Raw genomic sequence first — 17,730 nt, forward strand, 5'->3', positions numbered from 1 at the left:
TTTTCCTCCAAATTGTATTACACAGCTTCTTCTTTTTTTATCTTCTTCACCACTTCGATATTGTCCTTTTTCATCTTTCTTAAAACGATCGCCAGAATAAATCCTATGAAACATAAAGCTGCAGTAAGGCCAAAGGTAATGGCGTAATTTCCTTCGTTGTCGCCGGATCGTCCAAGAACAGCAATCCAGGGAGCAACCATGGAGGCCAGCATAATCGCCTGATAGCAAATGGAGAAATTGAACCCATAGTATTTGGAACCAAACAAATCAGCGATCAGGGCCGGATAAGTGGAAGAATTTCCACCTGAAGCAAAGGACCCTAAAAAGATAAAAACAGTGAAGAGAATCACTTGCCCGGCTCCGATAAACATCAGTCCCACCATGGACAAGCAGCTAAGCGCCGCCAGAACAATGAGGATGTTCAGGCGTCCCGCCTTATCGGCAACTGTGCCCCAAAAGAGCTTGCCCAGGGTTCCCATCAGAAACACGCCGCTCAGCATCCAGGCCGCTTTGCCGGCGCTCACCTGAACGATATCCTGGGCCATCCAGGCAAGCTGGTAATTTAAAATCTGTCCGGCCACATTAACCAGCAGCGGCATGGCAAAGGCAATATAAAACGCCGGGTCCTTGATCATCATCTTCCAGTCTTTCTGAACAAACCCGCTGTTGAGCGTCTCATCTTGATCGCCCTCATCTTCACCGGCATCGAATACGGGTTCATATCCCTTGGGAACGTAGCCTTCTTCTGGTTTGGGGAAGAAGAACAGCGCCGCCAGACCCATGATGGTAAACAGGATTCCGGTTACCAGGAACTGGTTTCCAAAGCCCAGGGTGTCGATCAAATATTGGGTAAAGGGGACAAAAATCATCGATCCGCCGGTGATGCCCATGCCGGAAATAGCGATGGCCGTTCCTTTTTTGTCAGGAAACAGCTTCGCCATATTTGCGTAAACAGCAATATAGACCACGGAACCCTGCCATGTAAGGAAGATCACGTCTGCAATACCAAAGGGCAGAACCGTCGTCGTCCATGCACAGATAAACTGACAGACCGCCAGCGAAAAGATAGCCGAAATAATCACCTTGGTGCTGCCGATTTTATCCAGCAGCTTACCTCCAATCAGCGAGAATAGCATGCCCGATGCAGTGGCCAAAGTAAAGATCATCGCCATGCTTTTATCCGTTGCGCCTCTGGTTTCAATCATGGGATTGACCATCAGACTCCAGGTACTGGCATAGGAAAGGGTCGACATCAAAACGATCCCTGCCGCCAACGCGATCCATCTTGTTTTATCGAGATTTTTCGTGCTCATTTGTAAACGCATTTTCTTTAGAACCTCCTTTTTCCTCATTGAGGTTAGTGAGACGATAACAAATTGATATTTCGAAACATCTTAGTGGTTTCACTATAGGAGGTTTTCATTATTGTTTCAATTTTTTAAATATTCCATCTGAGTTTTATGTGAAGATTACCCATTTCTCACAGCCAAAAATAGATGTTTTGCACAGGAAATGGTGTATTTCCTAAAATACTTCCTGCATGGCCGGTTCGCCGCGCTATACTCTTTTTATAATACAGGAAAGATTGATTCCACTGATATTTTCATAACCCCGACGTACTTAGAAGGAGGTATTAAGTATGTATCGACCATTCCCCAATTTAGGCGACATCCTGAAAAAAGAAGGTTCTTCCATTTTCGATTACTTTGACTTTGATCCGGACCAGCCCCCTTTCCCCACAAAAGAGGTGGCGGTTCTGCAGGGGTCCTGGTATGAAATGGGCCTTCAGTACGGCCAGCAGGCCAGAGATTCGCTCCATCGGAGGGTTGCCTTTTTCCTTCAGCTAGATCGAAGCAAGGCCGAAACTTATGATAAGCTGTATGATGATATGAAGGAATATATCGCTCATTACCAACAATTTTTTCCCGAGTTCGTGGAACTGCTCCACGGTATGGCAGACGGCGCAAAGCTGGGATTTCTTGATGTAGCGGCTACCCATACCATCTATACGCCGCTCTCGGAGCACAGCTGCAGCCACGTTTCCGCCTGGGGCAAGGCAACGGCTGACGGTGGAATCTACGGCGGCGCCAACTGGGATTATGAGGGAAATCTAAGAGTTTACGAGCCCGCTGTAATCGCTTATCCGGACAATGGCCACGCTTTTATCAGCGCCAGCGGCATTGCCACCAATGCCATGATCAACGACGCCGGAGTCATGGTCCTTTCTTCCGGATCCCAGCATAAACTGCCGAAAGATCACAAGGATATCGGTTTTCAATATATGGTGGGTTTTCTCTATATTTCTGCAAAGTGCGCCACCGCTGCTGAGGCCCGGGATGCATTACTGAACGCAAACATTGCCTGCAATATTGGAAACAACGTTCAGATCGTGGACCAGACTTTAGATGCTTTCATATTGGAGCATACGGCCAGAATGGATATCATAAGAAAGTCCGGCGATTACGGGGAGCAGGATTATCTGATCGCTACCAATCATTTTCTTGCGCCGGAAATGAAGCCTTCGCTCTATTCAGGTGATCAGGAATGGATCGACTGCCAGTACCGTTATGACACGGAAGAGCAGGTAATCAAGGAGAACTATGGGAAGGTCACACTGGATACGATTAACCAGGCCCTGGGAAGCACCCGCACCTTCGTCGATGGCAGGTGGGAGGATGAAATTTGGTCCATGGAACCCACCGCTGGTGTATCCAGAGGCGAATGGTCGCCTGATAATGTGTCGGTAACCTGCAAATGCGTCAACCGCGGGCTGATCGATTTGAAAAAACGCACCCTTTATATCATCGCTGGCTGCGGCAATACCCTGGCTGCGGAGCGGCCTTATGCTGCCGGCACCGCATCGAGACTGGTACTGAAGGGTTCCCCAAAAGAGGTTCTGGAAAATGCCAAGATGCACGCTCAGGTGCAGTTGTTTCTGGCTGGCAAAGACCTGACAGGTCAAACCATGCCCGACCAGGACAAAATCGAGCGGCTCAACAAAGCCAAGGCAGCGCTGTATGCAGGACACAATTATATGAATCTGGCGGACTGTTCCCTGGACCGAAATGAAAGACTCCGTCTCTATGGAATGGCGGCTACCCGCTACAGCTATTGTCAGTGCATGGCGCAGCAGGCCATGGATGATCCCCAGAGAATTGTCCGGGAATCCTTTTATCTAGAAAGTTGGGAAGAACTGATCTAGTCCGGCTTTTATCGGCCAATAGAAACTCCCAGGCCTGCCTGCTGAAACAAATCGTTTTCAAGCAACAGCCCTGTTTGCAGGAGTGCTCCCGGCAGCGCATGCTTATTCTTGAATTTCATAGGGTATTGGCTCTTGGGAAAAAACTTAAAACAAATTTAAGTTTTTACGCAGCTTTCAACGATTGCGCCCTCTCAATATCAGCCAGAGGCACCAAAACCTGCTTCTTCTCAAGATCAGGTCCCGCAAGCCCACAATTTTGCGAAAAAAATGCAAACTTTCAACAGAATTTTCCCGATTGAGTCAACATTCCTTGAAGGTGAATTTTTTTTCGGCGCCTTCCCGTTTCTTCGTCTGTGTTGTCCAGTTGATTCAATTATAATTCAATGGCAAAAGCCCTTACTGGCGATCCGTCGGCTCCTTCCATTTTGAGCGGAGCAGCGATAAAGAACACCTCATCAGGAATTTTATCCACATCCACAAGTCCTAAAATACAAGGAATTCCCTTTCTGGAGAATACGTAATCTGGTAATTCCAAGTCAGCAGGTACATAGTCCATGCCGTCTCTTGGATCGCCGAACATGGGAGCATCGATCGCAAAAGCTTTGATCCCTTTATCGGTCAGATATTTGGCAGCTTCTACTGTGATAAACGGACTTTCCCAAGTGTAATTTTCTTTTGCTATGCGCTTGTCCCAGCCAGTAGCGATGATACAGATATCGTCCTTTTCCAGTTTGTCCGCACCGGCTTCTTTCAGCATATCCACATCGATTCCGTAGAAAGGCTGTTCCTCGCAAGCAAATCTTAAAACACGAGCTTTTCCGGCAATCTTGTCCAGCGAAAGTTTCTCTACGCCATCATAGTCGTCCCACCAGTGTTTGGCGCATTCCAGATGGGTACCTGTGTGAGATGTCATTACCTGTTTATGGGTGATATAGCCGTTTGCTTCTACCGTTCCTACCCGTTCCATCTCATATGGCACATATGGTTCTCCATAATACCATAAACCTTCTTTCAGCGTGCAGCTTAAATCGTAAGTGATCATAGTCATCCTCCTTCTCTGAGCTATATTATACCTTACGGAAAAAATAATTTAAATTGGCCTGGAGTTTGATTTTATGCCGGAATTTGCCTTTTATGGTGTAGGTCTATGGTCATGAAGTTCTATACCGTAGAACTATTTCCAATATTCTTTATATTTTCTTTCCAGTTCTGCAGCTTCTCCCTCGGTTATGCTTCCATTGTTGACTGAAGGGCCTCCTTCTATTATCTTTATAAAACTGTCTCAGTAATAATGATCGTCATCAGCCCTGAATCCTTGAGCGTCACGTTCTCGGAGAGCCGGGGGGATGGGGCCAGGAGTCGAGGCCGGCAGCAAATCATCGTGATCTGCGGCCAGCAGCCTTCTCCACGATAATTTTAGGCCTTTTTCGCTGCCAATCTGCCTAAAAACAGCAGGAAATTATCGCTTTTCTAGCTATTTTTCTTTTCCCACGATGAAAATTCATCGCAAACCTAGACCAAAACAAGCTCGAGCGATTATTTTGCTTTTCACCCTTTATTAGCCCGGGCCCGAAGGGCCCGCTCTGAAACAGCCTTGACAAACTCAACGCGTATGAAAATGCTTCGTATTTCCAATAGTTTACAAAATGAGTCGAAAGAGGTACCGCTCCCCTCACCCAGATATTACCGCTATCCATAGACCAGTCCCCGTGCTATAATAAAAACCGTAAGAAGGATTTGATGAAGGTCCATCCTTTTTTTAATATTAACAGCAGATAAGGCGCCCGCAGCGGTGCCTTTTTGCTTTAAAGCCAACCGTTTTTTCTATTCAATTTGACACTTTTCTATTGACTTTCAAAACCCTCCATAGTAAAATAATTCTTGACAGTTTGGGGGATTAGCGCAGCTGGGAGCGCGTTTGACTGGCAGTCAAGAGGTCACGGGTTCGAGCCCCGTATTCTCCACCAAGAAAAAAAAGAATGTTCAAAAACGAACATTCTTTTTTTATGAACCTGCTGCAGGAAAATCGATTTGCCTCATACAGCCCCCTGGCAGGCCAGGACACTATTTGTCCGAAAGAGTTTTCGGACAACCTCCTGATCATATCGCTCTATTTATCGGCCCAGGGGAATACCTGCCCGCATTTGGCGCAGGAATCCGGCCGTTCAAATTTTAGGTTTTTCGGGGTCAGATACACCATGCCATAATAGTGCCATTGCTTGATCAGATTGCCGCACTGGGGGCAGGAATCCATCAGAGGCGCGCCGCATTCCTGACAGTGCTCATCTCCTTTGACTCTTCGATACGTGATATTCACGTGGCCGCTTTCGCATATTCTCGCATAGAAATTACTCATTACTTATCCTCCATCATGGATTCAACTTCGCTCATTCTTCCGCTGACCAGTTCTTCGGGAAGGCATACCTGCCCGCACTGGGGACACCTGCTGACTTTATGACGAAAGCTTTTTCCCAGATACGAAAACTGTACTTCCAGTTCCGCAAGCTCTACTTTACATTTATCACAAATCAGTCTCTGTTTTTCTTCCATTCCAGACAGCCTCCAATTCTATTTTCATTCTATGGGTATACAGGTTGTGGACTTCATAGCCCTGTTCCAAAGGCGTGTATTCCACCCAGCATGTGATATGCCCGATCTCCTTATATGCTTTGTAATGCCCTGTATTTGGGTCAAAGGTTCTCCTGCCTGTCGTTTGGGCGTTATCAATGACCGCGCATATATCCTCTTCAAGGATTTTTTGTTTGTTTACCTTTTCCCGGACTTCATCCTCCATGATGAGGGGATATTCATTTTCATATGATTCCATTTCCGATTCTTCTTTCCAGATCTCTTCGAGTAATCGCTTTTTCAAGGCGACGCGGTTCATTCTCCTGCGGGTCAGGTCAGGCTGTGATCTTACTCCGTCAGGGTCAATACCAAAGAGGATATCCAGTATATGGACGGTCTTTTTTCCCCTGTCGCAGAAAATATCTTTACAATTTGAACAATACACAATATAAGGGGCCTCACTGAGTTCCATCCTCTGGCGGGCAACGTATTCTGCGAATTCAGGCGCGGCAACGCTTCCCATACCGCCAAACCCGCAGCAGCCGTGCTGGTCGCCCTTGGGCAGTTCACCGGCGCTGATGCCGGAAGCAGAAATAAGCGTTCGCACTGCCGATTGTACGTTCTCTTCATTGCGGGCAGAACACGGGTCAAAAATAGCATAGGAAGTCCCCTTGTCCTCTTTCGCGGCTTCATCAGGTTCAAATCCCCACTGCTCCAGTATTTCATACAAAGACACCGTCTCGATCTCCGGAAGATATTGCCGGATATGCTTTTGACAGGACATACAGGCCATGATTAACGTAGGTTTTCCCAGATCCATCCAGTCGCGTCTGAGGGCTTCAATTTCTTCCCCATGCTGCTGGCTGTTTCCGTCCCAGTCCGCCGGCACGCTGCAGCACCTCAGCAGAATAGAAGTATCCGGCTGTTTGGAAAGCAGCCATTTATACGGTCTTAAAACATATTCCGGCTCCAATGCGCCCAGATTACATCCTGGGAAAAAGGCATAGTTGCCTTCCGTGCCTATGTTTTTTTTAAGCGCCGCGTACTCTCCGTTTGCAAAAGCCATATCGCGTATAAAATACTGCCTGTACGCTGCCGGCACTTTATCAGCATCATGCATTTTATGTCTTGCGTATTTCACCATGCCGCACAGGTCTATATGTTCGGGACAGCCTTCTGTCATCAGATCGCACCGGGTGCAGGCGGCCACATATTTTCGCGCCGGGGATTTATGAACAAGAGAGCCTGCGGGTTTGCAGGAGAGAAAAATCTCATCTCTCATTTTAACCGGCATTTTATCAAAGTATGCCACAAGGTCGCACTGAGCGGCGCAGGCGTCGCATTGGCAGCGTATGCAGCGCTTTGCTTCTGCGATACATTCCTCCTGATCCAGGACCTTTCCATCCTTTGGAATCACCGCCGGAGTATCGGTCAGCTTGTCTTGATCAGGCACACACCCTGTCGGTTGGGCCTGCTTTGGATAATCCAGTTTTTTTGCTTTCAAAAACCCTTCTGCGGATGAAGCGATATTGATCCCGTCCGCCAGGGCATGCATCAGATCTTTGCCGCATACCTCACCGCCGATAAACACAGCCGTATCGCCCACCGTCATATAACCGCCGGGGCCGCCGGTTTCTGTCTTTTGGTTCGGCATCGGCAGGCCAAAGGTATTTCCGCCTTTTCCCGTTGCCACATAAATAACATCAAAGGTCTCTCCGCCGCCTGAAGCATCTGGGGATTCCGAGCCGCCGTTTTTACAAAGTTTATGGATATCATCGATTTGGGTATTGAGCCTGAGTTCATAGTTTTCATTTGCAAATTGCAGATCAAACTCAGCCATGTATACGGATTCCTCCATCAGTTCTTTGAGGTGTCCGCCAATCCTGTCTTCTTTTTCAAAAACGGTTACCGGATATTTTTTCGAAGCCATGCGGAAAGCAAAGCCCATACCGGAAAGCCCGGCGCCGATGACTGCGACACTTTTTTTCTTCGCCGGAAGATTATATTTATTCGATGTTTTACGCGTTGCGCTTGCAACCACCGATTTCTCCATAAGTCTTACCTGCACCGGTGCGTCTATGCTCTTGCGTATACATACATTTTCACAATACGCAGGGCAGATTTCTGATACAATACCCGGGAAAACGACTTGATCCCGAATTGATTTATAGGCTGCATTAAAACGCCCCGTTGCAATTTTATCCTGGACGGTAAGAATATCCAGTTTGAACGGACATGCATCGGCACACGCGGGAATATCCCGCTCTCTGCATGTCTCAAATTGTTTATAATAATTTTGCATTTTTTTCTCCTTAAAGCTTATATAGGCCCGATCTTATCTTAGCCAAGCCTCTGAGCAAAAACATTATACCATAAAACTCTGCCTGCGGCCCGCCTTCTCAGATTTTGACAAATTATAGAACGGAGCGTGCAAATCACGCACGCTCCGCAGTTGAATATTTGGTTTTCAGATTACCGTAGCCTTATTTCCACTGAACGCCTTCCTTACCAAGTGAACCGAATTCCAGGTTTTCAGGTTTTGAAGGAGTAAGCGGATTATTTTTGATTTCCTCGATGGCATCGTAAAGATCCGATCCCAGGAAGTATGGCTCAGGTGCGTTGGGGTTTGGTTCTCCCTTAGCAAGAGCCTCCATTCCGGCTTTGATCTTGTCCGGTGTTGCCGGGAGCTCATGTACTCTTACGCCTACCGCATTATTAATGGCATTGATTACAGCCATGTGATCGGATGACTGGAATGCTTCGGAGGCTCCGGATGAACCGAAAGGACCTCTTGGGTCAGTACCGCCCACATCAACCGATACAAGCTTATCCGGAACATCCTTGATGTAAGGCACACCCGCGCCAAGCATGTTGGCATGTTTCTTAAGGTCATCGTAGTTTTCGCTGAGAGCGAATCCAATGGCGTGGGAAATACCACCGTTAACCTGACCTTCAACAGCCTGTATGTTACCAGGTTTACCGATCCAGTAAATGCAGGTCATACCTGTACATGTTGTCTTTCCTGTCGCGGTTTCTACATCAACCTCTGCCAGGAACAGCGCATATGTGTATGTATAAGTCGGGTTACCGCTTCCATCGTTCGGGTCAAGGTCGTAGAAGCAATCGTATTCGTCAGCTGTAGCCCAGTCTCCGTCGTATCTTGTCGGAATTCCTTCTGCAACCATTTCGTCATAAGTTCTGTAAGTACCGTCGGGCTTTCTCATTGCATCTGCGATATTCTTAGCAGCTACGATACTTGCTTTACCATTGGCATAATGGGATCTGGAACCTGCAGACTCACCGGTGTTCGGACAGTATTTGCTGTCTGTCTGGATCAACTTGATGTCATCCGGTGTAACGTCCGGGAAGTAAGGCTTGAGAGCTTCCAGCGTACAAATGAGGGAACCCTGGTCGCCGCCCTGTCCCTGATCCTGCCATGTATCGTATTTTCTGAACTTCGGTCTGTCTCCAGGCATCAGCTCGATGGCAACATGGGCTTCGTCAACCGCACCCAGGCCTACGTTATATCCGCCCCAGGCGATACCGACACCCTTCTTGATTTCGTCTGTTGATTCAGCTTTCGCCTTTGCAACAGCTTCCTCATACATCGGTTTTAATTTATCCATCATTTCTTCCATTGGATAATGGAGGAACGGATACTGGTTCAGATTGTCCTGTCCCGGTCTTGCGATATTCTTATATCTGATTTCAAACGGATCGATTCCCGCTTTTTCAGCCAGCATGTCCACCAGCGCTTCGGAGCATGTAAATGCCTGCGGAGCACCGTATCCTCTATATGCAGTACCGAAGGAGTGGTTTGTAGCAGCTACTCTTGAGAGACCTACCACATTGGGCATGTAATACGGGTAGAACATAAATCTTGAAATCTTAGTCAGTTTGTCGTCACCCAGTTCTAAGAACGGACCATGGTCCAGTCCTGCGTCAAATTCGCCGGCAACGAACATGCCGTCCTTATCGCAGGCAAGCTTGGCGTTGAAGTAAGCCGGAGAACGTTTGCCGGATACTGCCATGAACTGACCGTAATCCATCGACAGTGAGCAAGGCATGCCGGTAACCTTGGCAGCCATGCCGACCATGGAATAAGTGTGAGCACTCATAGCCCATCCGAAAGATCCTCCGGTCGGATTTTCGATAACTCTCAGTTTTTCAACCGGAACTCCGATCGCTTCTGCGATTTCATCTCTGTCAAAGTATAAGGTCATCGTCTTGCAGTGGATGCAAAGGTTGTCATCTTCATCATAGTATGCCTGCATAACATCACCTTCGATGGACATATGCGGCTCTCTGGATGAATAGAAGGAACCCTCTACCGAGTATGCAGCATCGCCGATGATTTCCGGAACCTTCTCATGATCGCCCTTGAGTACAGGAAGCTCGGAGTAAATGTTTTTACCGTATGTATCCGGCATCCAGTCATGGATTTTCTCAGCGTCCGGAGTAACAGCTTCCAGATAATTCATATATTCAGGCAGCGGCTCAAGTTCAACCTTTACTGCGTCTGCCGCGGCTTTTGCATGCGCTCTTGTGTCTGCGCATACCAGCGCAACAACATCACCATAATAAAGGATTTCATCTTCAGCCAAAACGTGATGCGCCTGCTGCATTTCAACCGTTCTTTCTGAGAAAGCATAGGTCATCAGTCTGTTTGCACCTTTTACATCTTCAGCAGTAACAATCTTTACTACGCCAGGCATTTTTTCCGCTTCGCTGCAATCGATGTTGATAATCTTCGCGTGGCTGTACTTTCTTGGCTGAACCAGTTCAACCTTGAGTGTTTCTTCCGGCATGTGCAGTTCTACATCATCACCGTAGTCGCATACACCGCAGGCCTTAGGCATGGCATTGGGTCTGATGAGCGGTTTGCCGTAGAAATCGCCTACATCCTTTGACCAGTCATAAGTAATATCGTCAAATGTCTTTTCTCCGCGCATAATCGCAGCCGCTTCCATAACAGCGTCCACAATCTGCTTGTAACCAGTGCATCTGCAGACATTTCTATGTTTCTGGAACCAATCACGAACATCTTCTCTTGTCGGGTTTGGATTGTCCAGTAGCAGCTGATAAGCAGATACAATAAATCCAGGTACGCAGAATCCGCACTGTACGGCTCCGAGATGTACCCATGCATACTGGAGCGGATGCGGGTTCAGTACTGTTCCGATTCCTTCGATCGTCATAACGGAACTGTATTCTTTAACATTCTTGATCTTTCTGGTACAGGAACGGATTACTTTTCCGTCCAGAATAACAGAGCATGCTCCGCATACGCCGGTACCGCAGCCTACTTTCGTTCCAGTCAGGCCCAGACGACGCAGTACGGATGCCAGCGTGTCCTTTTCGGGATCGCAGATGAACATACGGTCCGCGCCGTTGATGTTCAGGGTCATTTTCTTCAAATTCATAATAGCTTGCCTCCGATTTTTCCAATAAAACTTGTTTTAACTTGGTAACAATCTGAAAAAATAAAGACCCTCCGCTCATTTGTGCGGAAAGGTCTAGGTTGCGATCTGCTCCTCAAAACATATGTACTGCGCAGCTAAAGAAACCCTACATTCCAATCAGCTCGGCTGCTGCATATAAACGACTGCCGCAAAGCCGACGGTTTCGGCCTGGCTGCCAGATCATCCATCCTTTCCAAACACGGGAGGCCCACGCGTTTCCGCAGTGAACCCATTGGTCCCGATTCCATGCGTTCCGCAGCGAAGGAATTCGGGACTCGGATCTCTATCTTATCTGTTACATTGACAACATTTTATCAGTTTGTTCTCCTGTATGTCAACAGGAGAAACCATTATTTTTGTACTATTTTGCGATTTTACTGCAAATCAAGTTGCTAATTTTAAAATCCTTGAGAATTAATCTCATTTATTGTAAATTGGATATTTGTTTTGAGAAAGTTTTTTCTACTACTTTATACCCATTTTATGTCTTCCCGTTTTAACCGTTCCGGGATATGGAAGTATTCTTCCTGCTGGGGATAGCCAGCCATGAAAGCGCCGTAAAAGCTGTTGTTGTCTGGCAGCGGCGGCAGAAGTTCCCGGATCTGGGGGATCGCGTTGCACATTCTTGTCAAATAGCCGGCCCAGCAGGTTCCGATGCCTCTAGCTTGAAGGACCAGTTCGGCAGTGGTCATGGCGATGGCCGTATCGGCCGGCGAATTAATGGCGTTATTTCTTCCATAGCACAGAATCAGTATGGGCGCTGTTCCCATAACCACATTGTTGCCCTCTTCATATTCGCTGGCGATTTCCGGAGATGTTCCCGTTTCTTTCACATAGTCCAATATGTACCCCATCATTTTTTCAATCACCTCTTTGGAATCGATGACCATCCACTTGGCCGGATGCTGGTTTTTGGCGCTGGGCGCCCAGGCTGCCATTTCCAATGCGTGGCGCACCAGCTCCCGGTCGGGCGGCGTCTGCTTGAAATGGCGATAGGATCTTCTGGTCAGGATGTGGTTATCCAAGTCTTCGGCAAAGCCCTGGGAAAGTGCGGGCAAAGTTCGGTCAAGTACAGCCGGTTTGTCATCCCAGCAAATGGCGTTTTGGGGACATGCAGCCGCGCAGTGCATACATTTGAGACAAGCCTTTCCCTCTCTCAGCTGGGGCCTTCCATCCTTTTCCCCCAGCACGGTAAAGGGGCATACGGATACACATTTCAGGCATTCAACACACTTTTCCATATCAAATTTTATCATCATTCAACCTCCATTTAAATAATTTCATATCTGCATCCTTCAAAGGCCAGGTCAAACTGGCAGATGCCCTTGTACTTACAATAGGTGCAGGCGCTCACCTGACCGGATTTTTTCGGCTTTACGGCGATGTTCCCCGAAAGCAGCTCCTGGCACAGCTCGCTCACTGTCTCATCCACCTTTTCCTGCAGCTGTAAAAAGGTTTCCTCATCCAGCAGTTTTCCGGCCCCGGTCCCGGAAAAGCCCTTCTGTGTCTGGCGAATGGGAACCACGTCCGAATACCCGGAAAAATCTCCGGCAATGTCCCGGATCACCTGGGGATCATCCACCATGACCCCGTCCATCTTGCACGCTTTCTTTGCTTCCTGCTCCACCTTCTCCCCAAGCTCCTCGGGTTTGATCGCATCTGCGCTCACAGATGGTTCGCTGATGAGAAAGTAGAACACGCCGGCAGGTTCCCGCTCTTTTTGCTGGGCGGCTTTTAAATAAAGCATCAGCTGGAGGCGAAATCCCTTTTCTGCTTCATGGACACGGAAGGTTTCATTACCCGTCTTGTAATCGATGACCTTGACCCGGCCGTCATCCAACAGATCTACCCGGTCGATCTTACCTTCAATAAAGACGTCTCCCTGGCTGGTTTCTACTATCACCGGCGGAATGCTCCTTCCTCTGCCGAATGCCTGTTCAAAGGCAATGGTTCGGATGCTGCCCCGCCTTACATGGTCGATGAGAACCCAGCTGATTTCACTGCAAATCTCATGGAGCCGCTTGGTTCGATAGGCCTCTTCACTGCCGGAGGAGAGCATGCCCTCCCGGTACAAAAGCGCCTCCCGCGAAAGGATGCTCCCGATCTTTTTATCGCATTCCTCTTTTGACACAGTCATCCAGCGGGATGCGGGATCGTTCACCGGGATGCCGTCATCGGTCAGCCACCTGGAGATCTCCATCAGGCAGGTGTGATACAGATCGCCGATCTCCCGGCCGCCCATTTCATAGATTCGCTGCTCCTGGGGCCGCAGGCCATATCCCACAAAATGAGCAAAGGGGCAGCGACTGTATTGTTCCAGCCGGGACGGGCTGACCGTCATTTCCTGGGGCACCTCCTTTTTATAAAGGGCTTCCACGAAATCTCCTGATATATGCTCCTGCTCATTGGTGAAAAAGAGTCCTTCTTCCAGCTGAGCCAGATTTCGGTTTTCCCGGTACCAGGCGATGGCCGACTGCCACTGGGGATCCAGCTCGCCGCTGTCCATGGTCCGCCGCAGGGCCCCGGTCAAATGCTCCACAGCCGCCTTTTCCGCCTGCAAAAGCTCCAGGGGCTTTCCTCTGCTCACCAGGTCGGTTTCCACCTCAAGCCCCGGATAGATGCTCTGCAGCTTGTTAAATATGGGAGAGGGTTTCAGTTCCCGGCCGTCGCCGTCCGAGGCCGAATAGCTGATCCACAGCCGTGTCTTGGGCCTGGCCAGATTCTTATAGATGGCCAGTTTTTCTTCCTGGAGGCGGATCTCATCCACTTTGCAGATTTCGATTTCCTGCTGGGCCAGATAATGTTTTTCGTCCTCGCTTAGAATGCTGTCCGCAGGCGCCGATGCAGGCAGCAAGCCTTCATTGGCTCCCAGAATCAGCATCGCCTTCACATGTCCGCTCCTAGTCCGCTGCATGGTTCCCATGATCAAACCGTCAGCCGAAGGCGGCAGCAGGCCCACCTCGATGGATTCCAGCCCGGCCTTAAAAATATCACCGAAGCTGCCGGCCAAAATGGTTTCCTCGCCCACGATTTCCACGAACTGGTCCAATACATCCATCACCAGCCCCCACACTTGGGCGGTTTCCTCCGCGGCTGTGAGAAATCCCTGCTCTTCCTGCTTTCCAATCATCCCTTCCAGTTTTCCCGGCAGGCCGCAGTCCTCAGCCAGATAGGTATACAGCGCTCTCACCCGCTCCTTTACCGTAGAGCCTTGTTTGAATTTCTCAGAAAAGGTTTCGATCAGCGATACGAACCGGATGCGGGAATCCTCCAGCCGGGAAAGGGCTTCCTGTCCGTATTCTCCTGCGCCTCTGGTAAACGGTTTTTTCCACTTGCTTCCCCGGATGCGGAATTTCCTGGCGTAGTTTTCCAGCTCCTCGATTTCATCCCAGCCGAGATCCGTCAGTCCGGTTTTCAGCAGCCGGAACACATCCTCGCTTCGGTACCCTTTGCTGCTGATGTCCAAAAGGGACAGAATGAACACCGAGGCCGGGTTATGGAGGATGCTCTGTTTTTTATCCAAAAACAGCTCCATGCCGTACTGGGCAAAGATGCGCTTGACAATGGCGCCTCTGGTTTCCATGTCATTGCAGATGAGAATGATATCTTTGTATTCCATCCCCTGATCCCGGACTAAAGAAAGCACTTCCGCTGCGGCTGACTCTGCCTCGCTGTAGAGATTGGCCGCCCGCAGGAGGGTGATCCCATCGTGCTCCCCCGCTGCTTTGGACGGTATGGCATACAGCTCGTGCTCCAAATGGAGGATTGACGGCGCCTTATCTTCAATGGCATAGGTCTTTGGGATGGGGGATTTTTCCCACGGGATTCCAGCTTCCTCCGCCATTTTGCAGAATTTGTAGATGATGGTCCCGGGAAGGCCGAAGATCTCGCTGTCCCGCCCTCCTTCTCCGTAGGTGAGCACCAGATTCACATCCCTGGCCGTCCTCATCAGCTGCCCGATCACTTCCGTGTTTTTGGGTGTAAAAGAATCAAAACCATAAACCCATACGGAGGATTGGCCGATCTTCTTGGAGTCTGTGATCTTCTGCCCATAGAGGCTCACATAGTCTTCCGTATCCAGATACTTTCCTTTTATATAGGCCTCGTAGCTTTCAAAGACCAGTCCGATGTCTTTGAGCTTTTTCCTCAGAAAGGTGTCCTCCCCCAGTCCCTGGGCAATGGCTTCCAGCTCCTGGGGCGTGGTTCCGTACTGCTTTAATTCGGAAATAAAGTTGTTGACCATTTCGATGAAGGACTGCTTTTTTTCCAGGCCCCGGTAGATCTCCAATTCTTCTCTGCGTTCAGTGAGGATTTTGGTCAGCAGCATGTGGCGCCCGTACTTATCGATGAGGGCCGTGCGTCCGCCGCCGGTTTCTGCCAGCACCTTCAGTCCCAGCCTGGAAATGCTCACCACTTCCAGGTCCATCAGGCCCCGTGCTCCCAGATAAAAAAAGGCATCCCGTTCCGCTTGCAGGGTAAACTGGTCCGGTACAAGCAGCAGGGTTTTGCCTTTTATGGAATCGAATATGAATTTGTCTTTGTTGATCTGTTCGCGGCCGTAATAGATATGCAGCATTAACCGTTCTCCTCCTTGGATGATGTCACCGTGTGAATTCTTGAAAGATATCGGCCACGCTTTCGATTTTATCCGCTTTGTACACTTTGCTTCCGCAGAATACGAGGCCGTTTTCCAGGTCCCCCATGGCCGCGTTGATCAGCCCCTTGGTAATGCACCTGGGGTCCTCGCCCGTCCGCTTTACATAGGGACTTTCGATCACCCTTCCCGGGAATCCTTCAGGGCTTGTAATGATTGTAACATCCTTTTCCCTGCAGTTCAAATAGGCATTCTTGAATTCTTCGCAGGCATCACATTCTCTGGTGGTGACAAACCGGGTTCCCATCTGGAATCCGTCCGCACCGTAGGCATAGGCTTTTTCTGCGTCCTCCCGGCCGTAGATGCCGCCGCAGACGATGAGCGGACAGTTGTCCAGCGCCTCAAGCTCGCCTTTGATATCGGCGATGTTTTTGTAAAAGTCCTCTGCCGCCGCCTCCATCTGAAATTCTTTCACACCCAGATAGCCTCCGGCCAGGGGGCCTTGGAAAATAAAGCCGTCCGGTGTCCGGTTGTATTTTTTTGCCCAGTTGCGAATGATGATGTTGGCCGCCCGTTTTGAAGAGACGATGGGTACCAAGGCTATTTTTTTGTCCTTGCAGCAGCGGGGCAGGTTGGTGGGCACCCCGGCTCCGCAGATGATCACTTCTGCTCCGGCCGCCGCGGCAGTCTCCACGTAGTCCTGCAGATGGCGGGACGACCACATAACGTTGACGCCGATGGGTCCCCGATTTTCACAATCCTTCACCAGCTCCCGGGCCCGCCTTACTTCCCGCGTTAAAATCCGTTTATTGGCAGTTAAGGGATCGCTGCTGTAATCGGGCTCGCGAAATCCGATCTTGGATGCAGCGATGATCCCCACTCCGCCTTCCTTTGCCACGGCTGCGGCAAGCGTGCTCATGGAAAGGCCGATGCTCAGGGCTCCCTGGAAAATGGGCACTGGCACCAGAATTTTTCCCAGCTTGATGGGCTTTAGGGTAAAAGGTCCCGGATCCCTTGCAGGAGGATGCTTGCGCATCAACAGGTATTCATTGATGTTGTCGATGGATTCAATGAACTTTCCCACCTGGTCCTCCGGAATCTGGGAAATGGCTTCGCTGATCATGGCTGTGTGAAAGGCCTCGTGCTCCCGCACGGCCGCCGCCCCTTCATCGGTCAGGCGGATTTTCACGATCCGCCGGTCCTCAGGAATGCGAAAGCGTTCCACATAACCCTTTTTCACCAGCTTGTTGATGGCTGCGGTAAGTGTGCTGACATTGATCTTCAGCGACGCGGCCACCTGGCTCATGGTTTTGGTTTTACCCTCGCCCACAGCGGCCAGGGTATGGAGCTCCGTTATGGAGAGGTCTCTGCGGGTGGATCCCTGGATCGCCTTTTCTTCCAGCTTTAAGACGACATTAAACAGGTTCACTAAAATATCATTGATTTTTTTAACGTTATCCACCTTGGATGCTCCTTATTCAAACATAAACATGATCTCACATTTGCAGGCCAGCTTGTCGTCCACGTAGGCTTCCGCCTTACCGGTACCGGCCCTGCTTCTAAGCTTTTCAAAGTGAACCTTGAGGGTCAGCGTGTCCCCCGGAACCACCTGGTGCTTGAATTTGGCCTCTTTGATGGAGCCGAAGAAAGCCAGCTTGCCCTTGTTTTCCGGCAGGGATAAAACCGCGATTGCTCCCGCCTGGGCCAGGGCTTCCACTTCCAGCACGCCGGGCATTACTTTTCTTTCGGGAAAATGTCCCTGAAAATAGTATTCGTCCTCCCGCACGTATTTGACGGCTGTGATGGATTTTCCCGCTTCCATTTCCAACACTTCGTCAACCAGAAGGAAAGGCTCTCTATGGGGAATGATTTCTTTGATCTGTTCCTGATTCATCAACATGGTA

At 49.4% G+C, this 17,730-nt stretch carries 11 protein-coding genes, 1 tRNA gene and 1 riboswitch; of the genes, 2 read left to right on the plus strand and 10 right to left on the minus strand.

All coding sequences use genetic code 11. From position 1 onward, the window contains the following. Positions 1-17 precede the first annotated feature (17 nt). Positions 18-1,325, minus strand: coding sequence for an MFS transporter (locus NIA71_RS09155; RefSeq protein ID WP_253020267.1), 1,308 nt, complete (start codon positions 1,323-1,325; stop codon positions 18-20). 314 nt (positions 1,326-1,639) lie between these two features. On the opposite strand from NIA71_RS09155, the gene NIA71_RS09160 reads away from it, so the two are divergent. Continuing rightward, complete coding sequence (locus tag NIA71_RS09160) at positions 1,640-3,202, plus strand: C45 family autoproteolytic acyltransferase/hydolase (protein ID WP_253020268.1); 1,563 nt, start codon at positions 1,640-1,642, stop codon at positions 3,200-3,202. Between the two features lie 373 nt (positions 3,203-3,575). Here NIA71_RS09160 and NIA71_RS09165 read toward each other — a convergent pair whose 3' ends face one another. After that, positions 3,576-4,244 carry a cyclase family protein gene (locus NIA71_RS09165; protein ID WP_253020269.1) on the minus strand — a complete coding sequence of 223 codons (669 nt, stop codon included), beginning with the start codon at positions 4,242-4,244 and terminating at the stop codon, positions 3,576-3,578. A gap of 849 nt (positions 4,245-5,093) precedes the next feature. On the opposite strand from NIA71_RS09165, the gene NIA71_RS09170 reads away from it, so the two are divergent. Next, positions 5,094-5,169 (plus strand) — tRNA-Ala (locus NIA71_RS09170). Between the two features lie 143 nt (positions 5,170-5,312). Here the strand turns inward: NIA71_RS09170 and NIA71_RS09175 are convergent. The 8 genes from NIA71_RS09175 to fabZ all read right to left on the minus strand — a co-directional run bounded on the left by NIA71_RS09175 (position 5,313) and on the right by fabZ (position 17,726). Next, positions 5,313-5,558: a DUF2321 domain-containing protein gene (locus tag NIA71_RS09175; protein WP_148396796.1), complete on the minus strand. Its 246-nt coding sequence runs from the start codon at positions 5,556-5,558 to the stop codon at positions 5,313-5,315. Beyond that, positions 5,558-5,752, minus strand: coding sequence for a DVU_1557 family redox protein (locus NIA71_RS09180; protein ID WP_148396797.1), 195 nt, complete (start codon positions 5,750-5,752; stop codon positions 5,558-5,560). Before NIA71_RS09180 ends, NIA71_RS09175 begins: the two co-directional genes overlap by 1 nt. After that, the gene (locus tag NIA71_RS09185) at positions 5,724-8,072 is read right to left on the minus strand and encodes a pyridine nucleotide-disulfide oxidoreductase/dicluster-binding protein (protein ID WP_253020270.1); all 2,349 of its coding nucleotides are present in this window, start codon (positions 8,070-8,072) and stop codon (positions 5,724-5,726) included. Before NIA71_RS09185 ends, NIA71_RS09180 begins: the two co-directional genes overlap by 29 nt. A gap of 181 nt (positions 8,073-8,253) precedes the next feature. Then, positions 8,254-11,193 (minus strand): molybdopterin-dependent oxidoreductase, encoded by a 2,940-nt coding sequence (locus tag NIA71_RS09190; protein ID WP_148396799.1) that lies wholly within the window; start codon positions 11,191-11,193, stop codon positions 8,254-8,256. 209 nt (positions 11,194-11,402) lie between these two features. Beyond that, a riboswitch (molybdenum cofactor riboswitch) is annotated at positions 11,403-11,525 on the minus strand. Positions 11,526-11,702: 177 nt separating this feature from the next. After that, entirely contained in the window at positions 11,703-12,491 is a 789-nt protein-coding gene (locus tag NIA71_RS09195) for a nitroreductase family protein (RefSeq protein WP_148396800.1), read from the minus strand. A gap of 11 nt (positions 12,492-12,502) precedes the next feature. Next, positions 12,503-15,808: a PD-(D/E)XK nuclease family protein gene (locus NIA71_RS09200; RefSeq protein ID WP_148396801.1), complete on the minus strand. Its 3,306-nt coding sequence runs from the start codon at positions 15,806-15,808 to the stop codon at positions 12,503-12,505. Between the two features lie 25 nt (positions 15,809-15,833). Continuing rightward, a complete protein-coding gene (locus NIA71_RS09205) occupies positions 15,834-17,288 on the minus strand; it encodes a nitronate monooxygenase (protein WP_148396802.1) in 1,455 nt (484 codons plus the stop codon). A gap of 12 nt (positions 17,289-17,300) precedes the next feature. After that, positions 17,301-17,726, minus strand: coding sequence for a 3-hydroxyacyl-ACP dehydratase FabZ (gene fabZ / locus NIA71_RS09215; protein ID WP_253020271.1), 426 nt, complete (start codon positions 17,724-17,726; stop codon positions 17,301-17,303). Positions 17,727-17,730 lie beyond the last annotated feature (4 nt).

The organism is Ihubacter massiliensis (assembly GCF_024125305.1).
GTDB classification, from domain to species: Bacteria; Bacillota; Clostridia; order Peptostreptococcales; family Anaerovoracaceae; genus Hominibacterium; species Hominibacterium faecale.

Excerpts from the sequence above, each read along its gene's own strand:
- NIA71_RS09180 (WP_148396797.1), bottom strand. The coding sequence starts at position 5,752 with ATGGAAGAAAAACAGAGACTGATTTGTGATAAATGTAAAGTAGAGCTT.
- fabZ (WP_253020271.1), bottom strand. The coding sequence starts at position 17,726 with ATGTTGATGAATCAGGAACAGATCAAAGAAATCATTCCCCATAGAGAG.
- NIA71_RS09155 (WP_253020267.1), bottom strand. The coding sequence starts at position 1,325 with ATGCGTTTACAAATGAGCACGAAAAATCTCGATAAAACAAGATGGATC.
- NIA71_RS09160 (WP_253020268.1), top strand. The coding sequence starts at position 1,640 with ATGTATCGACCATTCCCCAATTTAGGCGACATCCTGAAAAAAGAAGGT.
- NIA71_RS09185 (WP_253020270.1), bottom strand. The coding sequence starts at position 8,072 with ATGCAAAATTATTATAAACAATTTGAGACATGCAGAGAGCGGGATATT.
- NIA71_RS09195 (WP_148396800.1), bottom strand. The coding sequence starts at position 12,491 with ATGATGATAAAATTTGATATGGAAAAGTGTGTTGAATGCCTGAAATGT.
- NIA71_RS09175 (WP_148396796.1), bottom strand. The coding sequence starts at position 5,558 with ATGAGTAATTTCTATGCGAGAATATGCGAAAGCGGCCACGTGAATATC.
- NIA71_RS09200 (WP_148396801.1), bottom strand. The coding sequence starts at position 15,808 with ATGCTGCATATCTATTACGGCCGCGAACAGATCAACAAAGACAAATTC.
- NIA71_RS09190 (WP_148396799.1), bottom strand. The coding sequence starts at position 11,193 with ATGAATTTGAAGAAAATGACCCTGAACATCAACGGCGCGGACCGTATG.
- NIA71_RS09165 (WP_253020269.1), bottom strand. The coding sequence starts at position 4,244 with ATGATCACTTACGATTTAAGCTGCACGCTGAAAGAAGGTTTATGGTAT.